At 61.0% G+C, this 13,838-nt stretch carries 10 protein-coding genes; 6 read left to right on the top strand and 4 right to left on the bottom strand.

Annotated features, from left to right (window positions below):
• The first annotated feature begins 64 nt into the window (after positions 1 to 64).
• The 3 genes from WMO20_RS07460 to WMO20_RS07450 all read left to right on the top strand — a co-directional run bounded on the left by WMO20_RS07460 (position 65) and on the right by WMO20_RS07450 (position 3,475).
• Positions 65 to 1,921, top strand: coding sequence for a glycoside hydrolase family 13 protein (locus WMO20_RS07460; protein ID WP_349186311.1), 1,857 nt, complete (start codon positions 65 to 67; stop codon positions 1,919 to 1,921).
• A gap of 171 nt (positions 1,922 to 2,092) precedes the next feature.
• A complete protein-coding gene (locus WMO20_RS07455) occupies positions 2,093 to 2,554 on the top strand; it encodes an NfeD family protein (RefSeq protein WP_097779655.1) in 462 nt (153 codons plus the stop codon).
• Positions 2,555 to 2,569: 15 nt separating this feature from the next.
• Complete coding sequence (locus WMO20_RS07450; protein WP_112090331.1) at positions 2,570 to 3,475, top strand: SPFH domain-containing protein; 906 nt, start codon at positions 2,570 to 2,572, stop codon at positions 3,473 to 3,475.
• 97 nt (positions 3,476 to 3,572) lie between these two features.
• Here WMO20_RS07450 and WMO20_RS07445 read toward each other — a convergent pair whose 3' ends face one another.
• The 4 genes from WMO20_RS07445 to WMO20_RS07430 all read right to left on the bottom strand — a co-directional run bounded on the left by WMO20_RS07445 (position 3,573) and on the right by WMO20_RS07430 (position 8,981).
• Positions 3,573 to 3,971 carry a hypothetical protein gene (locus tag WMO20_RS07445; protein WP_005923466.1) on the bottom strand — a complete coding sequence of 133 codons (399 nt, stop codon included), beginning with the start codon at positions 3,969 to 3,971 and terminating at the stop codon, positions 3,573 to 3,575.
• A 25-nt stretch (positions 3,972 to 3,996) separates the two neighbouring features.
• Positions 3,997 to 5,283, bottom strand: a complete 1,287-nt coding sequence (locus WMO20_RS07440; RefSeq protein WP_154265514.1) for a diaminopimelate decarboxylase — start codon at positions 5,281 to 5,283, stop codon at positions 3,997 to 3,999.
• Positions 5,284 to 5,367: 84 nt separating this feature from the next.
• On the bottom strand, positions 5,368 to 7,266 hold the full coding sequence (locus WMO20_RS07435) for a polysaccharide biosynthesis protein (protein WP_349186308.1): 1,899 nt from the start codon (positions 7,264 to 7,266) through the stop codon (positions 5,368 to 5,370).
• Positions 7,267 to 7,415: 149 nt separating this feature from the next.
• Positions 7,416 to 8,981 (bottom strand): oligosaccharide flippase family protein, encoded by a 1,566-nt coding sequence (locus tag WMO20_RS07430; protein ID WP_349186307.1) that lies wholly within the window; start codon positions 8,979 to 8,981, stop codon positions 7,416 to 7,418.
• Positions 8,982 to 9,189: 208 nt separating this feature from the next.
• Between WMO20_RS07430 and WMO20_RS07425 the strand changes: the two genes are divergently transcribed.
• The 3 genes from WMO20_RS07425 (at position 9,190) to hcp (ending at position 13,656) form a co-directional block, all read left to right on the top strand.
• A complete protein-coding gene (locus WMO20_RS07425) occupies positions 9,190 to 10,020 on the top strand; it encodes an Mrp/NBP35 family ATP-binding protein (RefSeq protein WP_217297121.1) in 831 nt (276 codons plus the stop codon).
• A 592-nt stretch (positions 10,021 to 10,612) separates the two neighbouring features.
• Positions 10,613 to 11,965 carry an NADP-specific glutamate dehydrogenase gene (gene gdhA / locus WMO20_RS07420; protein ID WP_117929781.1) on the top strand — a complete coding sequence of 451 codons (1,353 nt, stop codon included), beginning with the start codon at positions 10,613 to 10,615 and terminating at the stop codon, positions 11,963 to 11,965.
• A gap of 113 nt (positions 11,966 to 12,078) precedes the next feature.
• Positions 12,079 to 13,656: a hydroxylamine reductase gene (hcp, locus tag WMO20_RS07415; protein WP_044960262.1), complete on the top strand. Its 1,578-nt coding sequence runs from the start codon at positions 12,079 to 12,081 to the stop codon at positions 13,654 to 13,656.
• Positions 13,657 to 13,838 lie beyond the last annotated feature (182 nt).

Below are 13,838 nucleotides of genomic sequence, written 5' to 3'. Positions count from 1 at the left end.
TAAAACCGCAAAGCCCCGGTGGCATTTCGCCCGCCGGGGCTTTTTTGAGAAAGGACGATCTTTTTTGTCTTGTCTGTTCAACAGCTACGACCCCTACTTTAAGCAGCCCTTTGGTGCCGTGCGCGCCGGGCAGAGCGTGCACCTGACCCTGTGCATCCCCGAGGAGCTGGGCTATGTGGACCCGCACCTTGTACTGCAAAAGGAGGGCAAATACGATGTGCCCGTGCACTACCGCATGAAATTTGACGGCCAGACACCCCACCAGAACCATTTCTCGGTGGATGTTGTGCTGGGCGACCCGGGCCTATACTTCTACTATTTTGATCTGTATACCGACTTCCGCCGCATCGTGCGCGGGGCAGACAACTGCGGCGTGGTCAGCTGGCAGGAGGGTGAAAGCTGGCAGATCACGGTCTACGAGCCGGATTTCCAGACGCCCGAATGCATCAAGGGCAAGGTGTTCTACCAGATCTTCCCGGACCGGTTCTGTGAGGGCATTGAGAACAAGCCCATGCCCTTCCCGGATCGGCTGTATCAGGCCGACAAGCACGCCGAGCCCTTCTGGCAGCCCAACGAGACCGGCGGCCACCTGAACGAGGACTACTTCGGCGGCGATTTAGAGGGCATCCGCATCAAGCTCCCCTACCTGCGGGAGATGGGCGTGGATTACCTGTACCTGAACCCCATCTTTGAGGCGCACTCCAACCACCGCTACAACACCGCCGACTACCTGAACGTGGACCCGCTGCTGGGCACCAACGAGGAGTTTGAGGTGCTCTGCCGCGAGGCCGCCAAGTACGGCATCGGCATCGTGCTGGACGGCGTGTTCAGCCACACCGGCTCCGACAGCCGGTACTTCAACCGCGAGGGCCGCTACGGCGAGGGCGGCGCTTACCGCGACCCCAACTCCCCCTACCGCAGCTGGTACGACTTTGACTCCAAGTACAAGGGCGGCTATCGCAGCTGGTGGGGCTTCGAGACCCTGCCGGAGGTCAACGAGGAGACCCCCTCCTTTGTGGAGTTCATCACCGGCGAGGGCGGCGTCATCGACACATGGCTGCGTCGGGGTGCTGCCGGTTTCCGTCTGGATGTGGCCGACGAGCTGCCGGACGAATTTATTGAGAAGATCCGCACCGCCGTCAAGCGGGTAAGCCCGGAAAAGTTTTTGCTGGGCGAGGTGTGGGAGGACGCCACAACCAAGTTCGGCTTTGACCACCGCCGCACCTACCTGCTGGGCAAGGGGCTGGACAGCGTGATGAACTACCCCTTCAAGAACTCCGTGCTGGATTTTGTCAAGGGCAAACCTGCCCAGCAGGCCGCCAACGAGATCCTTTCCATCTGCGAGCACTACCCTGCCCCTGCCATCAACACGGCACTGAACTTTTTGTCTACCCACGACACCGAGCGCGCTTTGACCGTGATCGCGGACGAGCCCGCCAACGGACGCGGCCGGGAGTGGCAGAGCGGCCGCAGCGTGACCGGCGAAGCCTACGAGGAAGGGATGCTGCGCCTGCGCATGGCCTATGCCATCATCTACACCCTGCCCGGCGTACCATGCCTGTACTACGGCGACGAGATCGGGATGCAGGGCTACCGCGACCCCTTCAACCGCGCCTTCTTCTGCTGGGACAGCCACGAGGAGCGTCTGCGCCCGGTGCTGGCACAGCTGGCGCAGCTGCGCCACAGCTGCGAAGCCTTCCGCACCGGAGAGCTGCGGGTGCTGCGGGCTGAGGACGGCATTCTGCACTACCAGCGCATCGGTAAGACCGAGACTGCGGAGATCATCGTGAACCGTTCTGAGCACATCATCGTGGAGCCGCTGGCCAGTGGCAAGCACACCGAGGTAAACCCCATGGGCTTTACCATCGTGGTGGAAGAAAACGGCCACAACCCCAACCACAGCTACTACGATATCCAGTAAATCAATTTTTCGGGACAGCGAAATACCTTTTGGGTGTTTTGCTGTCCCATTTTCATCCTTTCTTTTCCATTTTTGTCTATATTTTGTTTTCTGTGCAACGTTCCAGTAAAAAACTCTTGACCTTCCCCCAAGGGGATGCCGTATAATAGCAGCATAAGGAGGTAACATACCATGCAGATCTCCCCCATTCTCTGGCTGGCTGCAGCCGTGGGCTTTCTGGCACTGGAGGCCAGCACCTTTAATATGACCTCCATCTGGTTTGCCATCGGCTCCGCCGCCGCATTGCTGTGCTGCGTGTTCACCGGGTCGTTCCGGGTGCAGGCGGTGGTCTTTCTGGTGGTAAGCATCCTGTGCCTTGCAGCCTTCCGCCCGCTGGCGGCAAAGCTGCGGCTCAAACATACCGCCACCAACGGCGACCGCAATCTGGGACGGGAGGCCATCGTGCTTTCCCCTGTCACCGCCGAAGTCCCCGGCCGGGTGCGGCTGGACGGCGTGGACTGGAACGCCCGCTGCGCCACCCCCGGCGACACCCTTGACCCCGGTGCGCTTTGCCGCGTTACCGAGATCCACAGCACCCTGCTCATCGTAGAGCCTGTTCTGACCGAAAGCCGTAACCCCCACACAACAACCTGACAAAGGAGATGCACTATGGTTCTGTTTTTTGTCATCCTTGCGCTTGTTTTTGTTCTGGTGCTGGTCATTGTTTCCAACATCGTCATCGTGCCGCAGTCCAAGGTATATGTCATTGAGCGGCTGGGCAGCTACTCCGATACATGGACTGCCGGCCTGCACGTCAAGATCCCCTTTATTGAGCGCATTGCCAAAAAGGTAAGCCTGAAGGAGCAAGTTGCAGACTTTCCCCCTCAGCCTGTGATCACCCGCGATAACGTGACTATGCAGATCGACACCGTGGTGTTCTTTCAGGTCATGGACGCAAAGCTGTACACCTACGGTGTCAACCAGCCCATTGCCGCCATCGAGAGCCTTTCTGCCACCACCCTGCGCAACATCATTGGTGAGATGGAGCTGGATCACACCCTGACCAGCCGCGATGTCATCAACGGCAAGATCACCGCTATCCTTGACGAAGCCACCGACAAGTGGGGCATCAAGGTGAACCGCGTGGAGGTGAAGAACATCATCCCGCCGCGGGAAATTCAGGAAGCCATGGAAAAGCAGATGAAGGCTGAGCGCGAGAAGCGCGCCGTCATCCTGAAGGCCGACGGTGAAAAGCAGGCCGCCATCACCGCCGCAGAGGGCGAAAAGGAATCTGCCATCCTGCGCGCCGATGCTGTGAAGCAGCAGCGCATTCTGGAGGCCGAGGGCGAGGCACAGGCCATTCTGGCTGTGCAGAAGGCCAACGCCGATGCCATCCGTCTGCTGAACGAGGCCATGCCCAGCGACAAGGTGCTGGCCATCCGCAGCCTTGAAGCGCTGGCGAAGGTCGCCAACGGCAAAGCCACCAAGATCATCATCCCCTCTGAGCTGCAGAATCTGGGCGGCGTTGTGCCCAGCATCAAGGAATTGATGACCGACCCGAAGGACGCCGAGTAAGCGCCCACTTATCCAGCAGTAAGCTAAAACAGCTCCCGGTCACGTTAAGCGGCGTGACCGGGAGCTGTTCTTTTGCTATTTTGCTTTATCCGGGGGATTACTTCTCCCCTTTTTCCTCGTTCTCCTGTGCCTGCTGTTCGCGGCGCAGTTCTTTAATGCGCTTTTTCTCGCTCTGGACGTGGGGCCACGGCCAGGAGAAGCCCTCGTTCTGCTTGCACCAACGGGTAAGGGGGTAGAAGGCAAAGGCCAAGCCAAAAATGTACAGCAGAGCGTACAGCAGCGCATCCAGTGTGATCAGGGCATCCAATGCACCGATCACCGCCACAACGCAGCCTGCCTTTAAAAAGAACTGGCCGTTCTGGCGGCAGTATTCCTCAAAGTTTTCGGCCTTGACCGCCCTGCGCCCCTGATCGCCCCACACGCGGGGATTTTTCATCACCGAAAAACCGTAAAAGGCCATCATCAGGCCAAGGGTAAGTTGAAAGCCAAAAAACATGAGTCATACCTCGTTTTTATCAGAATCAGTCCTCAAACAGGGGCTTCATAAAGGGCAAAAAATCCAGCGTTGCAAAGTAATCGCGGGGGGTCTGGGCGCGGCGGATCAGCCGGTGAGAGCCGTCCTCGCACAGCAGCACCTCGGCGCAGTGCAGCTTGCCGTTGTAGTTGTAGCCCATAGCGGAGCCGTGGGCACCGGTATCGTGGATGTAAAGGATATCTCCGATGTCGATCTTGGGCAGCATCCGGTCAACGGCAAACTTGTCGTTGTTCTCGCACAGGCCGCCCACCACGTCGTACTTGTGGTCGCAGGGGGCGTTCTCCTTGCCCAGCACGGTGATGTGGTGGTAAGCGCCGTACATGGCGGGGCGCATCAGGTTTGCGGCGCAGGCGTCCAGACCGATGTACTCCTTATAGATGTGCTTTTCGTGGATGACGGTGGACACCAGCGCGCCGTAGGGGCCGGTAGTAAAGCGGCCCATCTCGCTGAAGATGGCTACATCCCCCATGCCGGCAGGCACAAGGATCTCTTCAAACTTCTGGCGCACACCCTCGCCGATGGCCATGATATCGTTCTCGGTCTGCTCCGGGCGGTAAGGGATGCCCACGCCGCCGGACAGGTTGATATAGCTGATATGCGCACCGGTAGCCTGCTGCACCCGGACAGCCAGCCGGAACAGGATTGCTGCCAGCTCCGGGTAGTAGGCATCCGAGATGGTGTTGGAGGCAAGGAACGCATGGATGCCGAACTGCTTTGCGCCCTTCTGCATCAGCTTTTTGTAGCTGTCGATCATCTGCTGCTCGGTCATGCCGTACTTGGCATCGCCGGGCTTGTCCATGACCTGAAAGCCCTCTTCGCTTTCGCCCAGCTGGAAGGTCCCGCCGGGGTTATAGCGGCAGAAGATCTCCTGCGGCACACCAGCCACCCGCTCCAGAAACTCCACCATGGTGGCATCGTCCAGATTGATGTAGGCACCCAGCTCGTAAGCCTTCTTCATATCCTCCACGGGGGTCTGGTTGGAGGAGAACATGATATCGTGGCCGGTAAAGCCGCAGACCTCGCTGAGCATCAGTTCGGTCAGGGAAGAGCAGTCCACGCCGCAGCCCTCCTCCTTGAGGATCTGCAGGATGACAGGGTTCGGCAGCGCCTTGACCGCAAAATACTCCTTGAAGCCCTTGTTCCAGCTGAAGGCCTTGTTGATGCGGCGGACATTCTCCCGGATGCCCTTTTCGTCGTAGACGTGGAACGGCGTGGGCACATCCTCGATGATCTGCTGTGCCATCGCCTCGGTCAGAAACGGTTTCTTTTCCATAATAACATCCCTCTCGTTTTGCGCAGCCCGGCATTTTCCGGCCTGCGGTCTATCCCATGCGGCCCAGTGCCGCAGTTCAAGCTGTTACAGTTTCAGGTTCTCCCGGGTGGGGGTAAAGGTGGGGATCATGGCTGCCAGCTGGCGCACCACGCCCTCATCGTTGTGGGCGGCAGCGGCTTCCAGCGCCTGCAGCTGCCCGTAGAACTCGGCAAGATCAATGGTGCGGGGGCTTGCCACAAAGATCTTATTGTGCTGGGTGCGGCGCATCTTGTCCTGCTCCTCGTCCATCATCAGCTCCTCGTAAAGCTTCTCTCCGGGGCGCAGACCCACGATCCTGATCTCCATATTCACGCCCGGCTCGTAGCCGTAAAAGCGGATGAGCTGCTTGGCAAGGTCCATAATGCGCACCGGCTCGCCCATATCCAGCACATAGATGTTGCCGCTCTCGGCCAATGCGCCCGCCTGCAGCACCAGCTGGGCTGCTTCCGGGATGGTCATAAAGTAGCGCACGATGTTGGGGTCGGTCAGGGTGACCGGCCCGCCCTTTTTGATCTGGGCTTCAAACAGCGGGATAACGCTGCCGTGGCTGCCCAGAACGTTGCCGAACCGCACCGCCACGCACTTCATATCCGTGTTGCCCGCAAAGGTCTGGATGAGCATCTCGCAGATGCGCTTGGTGCAGCCCATGACGCTGGTGGGGTTCACAGCCTTATCGGTGGAAAGCTGCACAAAGCGCTCCACCCCGTGCTCGCTGGCGCTGACCAGCAGATTTTTGGTGCCCAGCACATTGTTCTTTACGGCTTCGGCAGGGCTTACCTCCATCAGCGGAACGTGCTTGTGCGCCGCAGCATGGAACACCACCGTGGGGTGGTAGGTATCAAAAACCTCGTCCAGACGCTTTTTATCCCGGATAGAGCCGATGAGCACCGTGACCGGGATATCGCGGCCGTACTTCTGCTGCAATTCCATCAGCAGCTCGTAGGCGCAGTTTTCGTAGATATCAAAAATAAGCAGCTTGCCGGGCTTAAAGCGCATGACCTGACGGCACAGCTCGCTGCCGATAGAGCCGCCGCCGCCCGTTACCAGCACCGTTTTGCCGGTAAGGTAGCCGGATATTTTGTCGGTATCCAGCGTGACCTCCTCGCGGGAGAGGAAATCGGCGGGGTTCAGCTCGCGGAACACCTCCTGCTGGGGCGCACCGCTGCCCACCAGCTGCGGGTCGCTGAGCACCTGTACCGCGCAGTGGGTGCTGACGCACAGGTCGATGACGTGGCTCAGGCGGCTGCCCTTTAAGGTGGGGATGGCAATGATGATGCTGTGGATGCCGTAGCGATTGCACAGCTCCGGGATGTCCTCCAGCGTGCCCTTCACCGGCACACCGTGGATGGTCTGGTTCAGCTTTGCGGGGTCATCGTCCACCGCCACCACGGCGTGGCCGTATTCCTTGTTGGATTTGCACACGTTGATGGCCCATGCACCGGCTTCGCCCGCGCCCACGATCATTACAGGGCGGTTGGGGTCTTTGGCGGGCACCTTGCGCAGCTGCTCACCCAGCGGGTGGTTCAAAAACAGCCGCCATGCCAGACGGCTGCCGCCGATAAACAAAAAGATGAGCACGGATGCCATACAGTTGGCGGAATTAAACAGCACACCGTGGATAAAGTGGCGGTTCACTACATACACCACAGCGGTGGGCACGGCGATCATCCCGGCAAGACGGATCAGATCCCGCTCACCGGCGTACTTCCACAGCACCGAGTACAGCCCGCCCGCCAGAAAGCAGACGATATACACCGCCACGATCCACGGCAGATTTTCGTATAGCAGAGCGCGGTTGTGCGGCCACCACACGGCATCTACCGCACCGTCTGCCCGCAGCAGCAGGGCAAAATAAAAGCTGAATGCCACAATGGCAGCATCCATCAGCACCAGCAGCGCACGGCGCAGCAGCACCTGCGGGGTATTCTTGGTTTTATCTTTCACTTACGATCCTCTTTTTTCCTCTCAGCGCCAAAGGCTTTTGCCCAGCGCTGCTTTTTCGGCAGTGTTCCCCGGCAGTGCCGGAAGGATACAACTACACGTTTGTATTATACTCACAATCCCCGCCTGTGTCCAGAAAATTTACGTTTTTATCACTTTCCCCTGTTTTTCCCGGTCTTTGCCTGCCGCAGCACCGCCCGCACTTCCTCCCAAAGCCCCAGCGGCAGCGCCGCCAGTAAAAACACGATGGCCGTCACCGTGCCGCCCGCCGCCAGCACTGCCAGCTGCCCCGCCAATTCCTGTGCCGGAAAGCCCGCCAGCGCACGGCGCACGCCCCGCCCTGCCGCCCCGGCGGCGGCAGCAGCCAGCAGCGGTGCACCCAGCCAGCGCCGGAAGGCGTGCCCTGTGCCGCTGGAAAGCAGCAGCCGCCCGGTGTTGGCCGCGCAGGTGTAGAAGCTGGAAAGCAGGATCACCGCCAGAAAGCCCCGCATCCCGTACCGGGGCAGCAGCACCGCCACCCCGCCAATGCGCAGCACGGCGTCCCATACGCTGTACCGGAAAGCGGCTTTCTGCTCCCCGATGCCCTTCATGGCACCGTCCACCATGCTTTCCAAGTACATCAGCGGCATAGCCGGGGCAAGGATCTCCAGATAGAACCCGGTCTCCGGGCTATGGTAGAGCAGCTGCGCCAGCGGCCTGCCCCACACCCAGAACAGCGTACCCGCCAGCGCGGAGAAATACCCCGTGAGCCGCAGCATCCGGTCCAGCAGTGCGTTCAGCCGGGCGGTCTGTCCCTCGATATGCGCCTGTGTGATCTCCGGCATCAGCAAAACCGCCAGACTGCCCAGCAGCCCAAAGGGGAAATTGAGCAGCGGCAGTGCCATACCCTTTAAGGTGCCGTACTGCTCCAGCGCGGCGGTGCGCCCGCCGGAAGCCGCCAGATATACCGCAAGACAGGCGGGCACCAGCATATTCTCGGCCGTGTGCAGCGCGCTGGAAAGCGCCCTGCCGCCCTCCACCGGCCAAAGGATGTCCCACAGCCGCCGGGACACCTCCCTTGGCGGGCGCGGCGCTGTGCTGCCGAAGCAGCGTGCCGCCTCCCGCCGGTAAAACAATGCCATCAGGGCGGTGGATACGGCCTCGCTCAGGGCGGTAGCCGCCAGCACCAGCGCGCAGCGGCTGCCGTCCGGCCAGCCCTGCGTGCGGGAAAGCGCCCACACCACGGCGGCAATACGCACCGTCTGCTCTGCCAGCTGGCTGAGCACGTTCGGCTCCACCCGCCGCCGCGCCAGAAAAAAGCCACGCAGCACCGCCGAGATCGCCATCCACGGCAGCCCCAGCGCCGAGGTGCGCAGCGCGGCAGCGGCGCGGACATCCCCCAGCCACCATTTTGCCGCAAGGCCTGCGGTGGCAAGCTGGGCGACCATGGCAAGCCCGCCCAGCGTAAGCCCTGCCAACACCAGCCGCACCAGCATCCCGCGCGCAGCGGCCTTGTCCCGGCTGAGCTCCTCGGTCAGCAGCCGGGTAGCCGCCACCGAGATGCCCGCCGTAGCCAGCGTAACGAACAGTCCGTACACCGCCAGCACCAGCTGGTACAGCCCCATACCCGCCCCGCCCAAGGCGTTAGCCAGCCAGATGCGCAGCCCCATGCCTGCCAGCCGCAGCACCACGTCCGAACCGGTAAGCAGCGCCGCATTTTTAAAGTAATTCTGCCGCACCCTGCACCTCCCCCTGCCCCGGAACGGGCGTTCACGGTTCAGCCTATGCGGCAGCTTTGCAAAACATGAGCGGCGCTATGGGTTGTTTCTGCGCACTTTTTATGGTATAGTTAACAGTGGTCAGGCAGGGCGCAAGCCCGCGCCTGTATTTTGAGCAAGGAGGAAGCGCACCGCCCGGGTCCTGCCCCTGCCGTGCGCGACAAAGAGAATGAGCGAAGAATGTACCCATGACTGCTCTAATTGCAGTGCAGCCTGTTCTTCCCGCGATGCCGCTCCGCAGCACGATGCCCCCAACCCTAATAGCAGTGTGAAAAAGGTCATCGGCGTTGTTTCCGGCAAGGGCGGCGTGGGCAAGAGCATGACCAGCGCCCTGCTGGCCTGTGCCATGGCCCGCCGCGGCTACCACTGCGGCATTCTGGATGCCGATATCACCGGCCCGTCCATCCCCAAGCTGTTCGGCATTCATGGCCGTGCCATGGCGGACGACAAGGGCTGCTGGCCCATCCAGAGCCGTATGGGCATTGATGTGATGAGCATCAACCTGCTGGTGGAGAACGAGGAAGACCCCGTTGTGTGGCGCGGCCCGGTCATCGCCGGTGCCGTCAAGCAGTTCTGGACCGATGTGGTCTGGAAGGACGTGGATTTCCTGTTCGTGGATATGCCCCCGGGCACCGGTGATGTGCCCCTGACCGTGTTCCAGAGCCTGCCGGTGGACGGCATCGTTGTGGTGGCAAGCCCGCAGGAGCTGGTAAGCATGATCGTGGCAAAGGCCGTGAACATGGCTGAGATGATGAAGGTGCCCATGCTGGGCATCGTGGAGAACATGAGCTACATCGTCTGCCCGGACTGCGGCAAGCACATCAATGTGTTTGGCAACAGTCATGTGGACGAGGTGGCCGCAAAGCACAACCTGCCCGTGCTGGCCAAGTGCCCCATCGACCCCAAACTGGCCGAGCTTTCCGACGCCGGCATGATCGAGACCTACGGCGGCGAATTTTTGGAAGGCGCAGCAGACGCCTGCGAAAAGCTGCTGAAATGATCTGACCCTCTGGCTGCTGCACAAACTGCTGTGCAGCAGCCTTTTCTATATGTTCTTGTTTTAGCAAGCTCGCCCTCTCAGTCACCTACGGTGACAGCTCTCCCAAAGGGAGAGCCCTTGGCAGTCCACGCTAACTTCATCTTTTTGCCAAGGCCTCTCCCCTTGGGAGAGGTGGATGCGACCAGCGGGAGCAGACGGAGAGGGCGAGGATGCTAACCTTGCGACACAGGGCTTTTTGCTTAGATATGCCTGCCGCGGTGCAAAAGACATTCTTTTCCGCACGGCTTTGGGGCGGCAGCGCACTTTAAAAAACAAGGTTCGCGGCCCATTCCTGCTTTTAATTTTCGTTTTGTGAAGCAGCTGTTACTTTTTATCTGTTTTTTTAAACAAATTCTGCTTTTTGCTATTGTAAAACCCACCGCAAAGCTTTATAATAGTAAAGTAAGCATTGCCCGCTTATGCGGGCGTGCCATACAAGCATGGAGAACCGGAAGCGCCCGGCATCTGCAAGGATATCCCCGCTGTGCGGCGGGCAAAGGCATTTCCGCTTTTTCAAATTTATAGAGTAATTGGGAAAAAGGAGTATTCTATTATGCTGACGAATGAATACCTGAAGCGTGTTTACGAGGGTCTGGAAAAGCGCAACGCCAACGAGCCCGAGTTTTTGCAGGCTGTGCGCGAGGTGCTGGAGAGCATCCAGCCCGTTGTGGAAAAGCACCCCGAGTACGAGAAGGCTGGTCTGATCGAGCGCCTGGTGGAGCCGGAGCGCATCATCACCTTCCGTGTGCCTTGGGTGGACGATGCCGGTAAGGTGCAGGTGAACCGCGGCTACCGCGTGCAGTTCAACAGCGCCATTGGCCCCTACAAGGGCGGCCTGCGCTTCCATCCCTCTGTCAATCAGGGCATCCTGAAGTTCCTGGGCTTCGAGCAGACCTTCAAGAACAGCCTGACCACCCTGCCCATGGGCGGCGGCAAGGGCGGCTCTGACTTTGACCCCCACGGCAAGAGCGACATGGAAGTGATGCGCTTCTGCCAGAGCTTTATGACCGAGCTGTACCGCCACATCGGCCAGTTCGTGGACTGCCCCGCCGGTGATATCGGTGTCGGCGGCCGCGAGGTCGGCTATATGTTCGGCCAGTACAAGCGCCTGACCAACAGCTTCCAGGGCGGTATGCTCACCGGCAAGGGCCTGACCTTCGGCGGTTCTCTGGCTCGTACCGAGGCTACCGGCTACGGCCTGTGCTACTTTACCGCTGAGGCTCTGAAGTGTATGCGCAACGACAGCTTCAAGGGCAAGACCGTGGTCATCTCCGGCTCCGGCAACGTGGCTATCTACGCCTGCGAGAAGGCTACCCAGCTGGGTGCCAAGGTCGTGACCATGTCCGACTCCAACGGCTATGTCTACGACCCCAACGGCATCGATCTGGCTTACGTCAAGGATCTGAAGGAAGTGCGCCGCGGCCGTATCAAGGAGTACGCCGAGACTCACGAGGGTGTAACCTATGTGGCTGATTGCAGCAAGGTGTGGACTGTCCCCTGCGACATCGCCCTGCCCTGCGCTACCCAGAACGAGATCAACAAGGAGTCTGCCGAGGCTCTGGTAAAGGGCGGCTGCACCGTGGTCTGCGAGGGCGCTAATATGCCCAGCACCCCGGAGGCCATCGAGGTCTACCTGTCCAATGGCATTCTGTACGGACCCGCAAAGGCTTCCAACGCAGGCGGCGTGGCTACCTCCGGTCTGGAGATGAGCCAGAACTCCGAGCGCCTGAGCTGGAGCTTTGAGGAAGTGGATGCCAAGCTGAAGGGCATCATGGAGGGCATCTTCCACGCTTCCTATGACGCTTCTGTGGCTGCCGGTTCTGAGGGCAACCTGATGGTCGGTGCAAACTGCGCCGGCTTCCTGAAGGTCGCTACCGCCATGATGGCACAGGGCATCACCTACTAAGTCATACTGCATCGTCCAAGAGTCGCGCCCGCAGGGGTGCGGCTCTTTTTTGGTATAACCCCGCCCCGCTCTGCCCACACTGGCAGTATCTTATGGCAGAAAGGGTGTTTTGTATGGACGAGCAGATGTTTTGTTTTCAGTGTGAGCAGGCGGCGGGCTGCACCGCCTGCACCGGCGCAGCGGGGGTGTGCGGCAAGTCGGCCGAGACAGCCGCCGCACAGGACCGGCTCACCGGGGCGCTCATCGCGTTTGCCGGGCAGCTCATCGCGGCGGGGCGCGGCCCGGCCCCGGAACAGGCCCGGCTGCTGATGCAGGGGCTGTTCACCACCATTACCAACGTGAACTTTGACCCCGCCGCCGTGGACGCGCTGACCCGCCGGGTGCACGACGCCAGCCCCGGCACCGGCCCGGACTACGACATGCAGGCCCTCTGGCGGGAACCGGATGCCGACCGGCGCAGCCTGAAATGCTTTGTGCTGTTCAGCCTGCGGGGCATGGCCGCCTACAACTACCACGCCCGGGTGCTGGGCCGCATCGACCCGGAGCTGGACCGGTTCTTCTGTACCGCCCTGCAGGCCGTGGGCGACCCCGGCCAGACCACCGACGCCCTGTGGCAGCTGGTGCAGGCCACAGGAGAAGCCAGCTACCGCTGCATGGAGCTGCTGGACGCGGCCAACACCGGCGCGTTTGGCGATCCGGAACCGGTGCAGGTGCCCCTGACCATTGAAAAGGGGCCGTTCATCGTGATTTCCGGCCACGACCTCTACGACGCACAGCAGCTGCTGGAACAGACTGCAGGCCGGGGCGTCAACGTCTACACCCACTCGGAGATGCTGCCCGCCCACGGCTACCCAGAGCTGAAGCGCCGCTACCCCCACCTCAAGGGCAACTTTGGCACCGCATGGCAGAACCAGCAGCGGGAGTTCGAGGACATCCCCGCGCCCATCCTGTTCACCACCAACTGCATCATGCCCCTGCGCGCCAGCTACGCCGACCGGGTGTTCACCACCTCGGTGGTGGCTTACCCCGGCGTGCCCCACATCGACGAAGGGCGCGACTTTTCCCCGGTGATCGAAAAGGCGCTGGAGCTGGGCGGCTACGCGCAGGACACCCTGCTGCCCGGCCTGAACGGCGGCTCCACGGTGACCACCGGTTTTGCCCGCACCGCCGTGCTGCAGCACGCGGACGAGATCGTGCAGGCGGTGCGGGACGGTAAGCTGCGGCACTTCTTTCTGGTGGGCGGCTGCGACGGTACCCGGCCCAGCCGCCGCTACTACACCGAGTTTGCCCGCCTTACCCCGCCCGACACCATCCTGCTGACCCTGGCCTGCGGCAAGTTCCGCCTGAACGACCTGCCCCTTGGCACCGTGCCGGGCACCGGCCTGCCCCGCATCCTGGACGTGGGCCAGTGCAATGACGCCTACAGCGCCATCCGCATCGCATTGGCGCTGGCCGACGCCTTTGGCTGCGGCGTCAACGACCTGCCCCTCTCGCTGGTGCTGTGCTGGTTTGAGCAGAAGGCCGTGTGCATCCTCATCGCGCTGCTGGCGCTGGGCATCCGGAACATCCGGCTGGGGCCTACCCTGCCCCCGTTCCTCTCGCCGGGGGTGGTGCGCACCCTGCAGGAACGGTACGGCCTCAAGCCCATTGCCACCCCGGAAGCCGACCTGCAGGCCATTCTGGGCGGGTGAGGTTTTGTTTGTATGCCGCGCACAGCTGCGGGGGCTCGCGGCGTTTCGCACAAGAAGCGGCGCAATGTGTGTAGCATATTTGGTGCAGCTGTCACTTGAAGATTTTTCAGGAATCTGTATAATATCAGGTATCGGAACAAAGGCGTTCCGCAGGGGCATCCTATGCCCTTGCGGGGCGCTTT

Origin of the sequence: Faecalibacterium intestinale (assembly GCF_040096575.1) — a bacterium.
Lineage (GTDB): Bacteria > Bacillota > Clostridia > Oscillospirales > Ruminococcaceae > Faecalibacterium > Faecalibacterium intestinale.
The sequence above is the reverse complement of the archived record's forward strand: the minus strand, read 5'-3'. Positions and strand labels throughout refer to the sequence as shown.

Excerpts from the sequence above, each read along its gene's own strand:
- WMO20_RS07455 (WP_097779655.1), top strand. The coding sequence starts at position 2,093 with ATGCAGATCTCCCCCATTCTCTGGCTGGCTGCAGCCGTGGGCTTTCTG.
- WMO20_RS07450 (WP_112090331.1), top strand. The coding sequence starts at position 2,570 with ATGGTTCTGTTTTTTGTCATCCTTGCGCTTGTTTTTGTTCTGGTGCTG.
- WMO20_RS07445 (WP_005923466.1), bottom strand. The coding sequence starts at position 3,971 with ATGTTTTTTGGCTTTCAACTTACCCTTGGCCTGATGATGGCCTTTTAC.
- WMO20_RS07440 (WP_154265514.1), bottom strand. The coding sequence starts at position 5,283 with ATGGAAAAGAAACCGTTTCTGACCGAGGCGATGGCACAGCAGATCATC.
- WMO20_RS07425 (WP_217297121.1), top strand. The coding sequence starts at position 9,190 with ATGAGCGAAGAATGTACCCATGACTGCTCTAATTGCAGTGCAGCCTGT.
- gdhA (WP_117929781.1), top strand. The coding sequence starts at position 10,613 with ATGCTGACGAATGAATACCTGAAGCGTGTTTACGAGGGTCTGGAAAAG.
- hcp (WP_044960262.1), top strand. The coding sequence starts at position 12,079 with ATGGACGAGCAGATGTTTTGTTTTCAGTGTGAGCAGGCGGCGGGCTGC.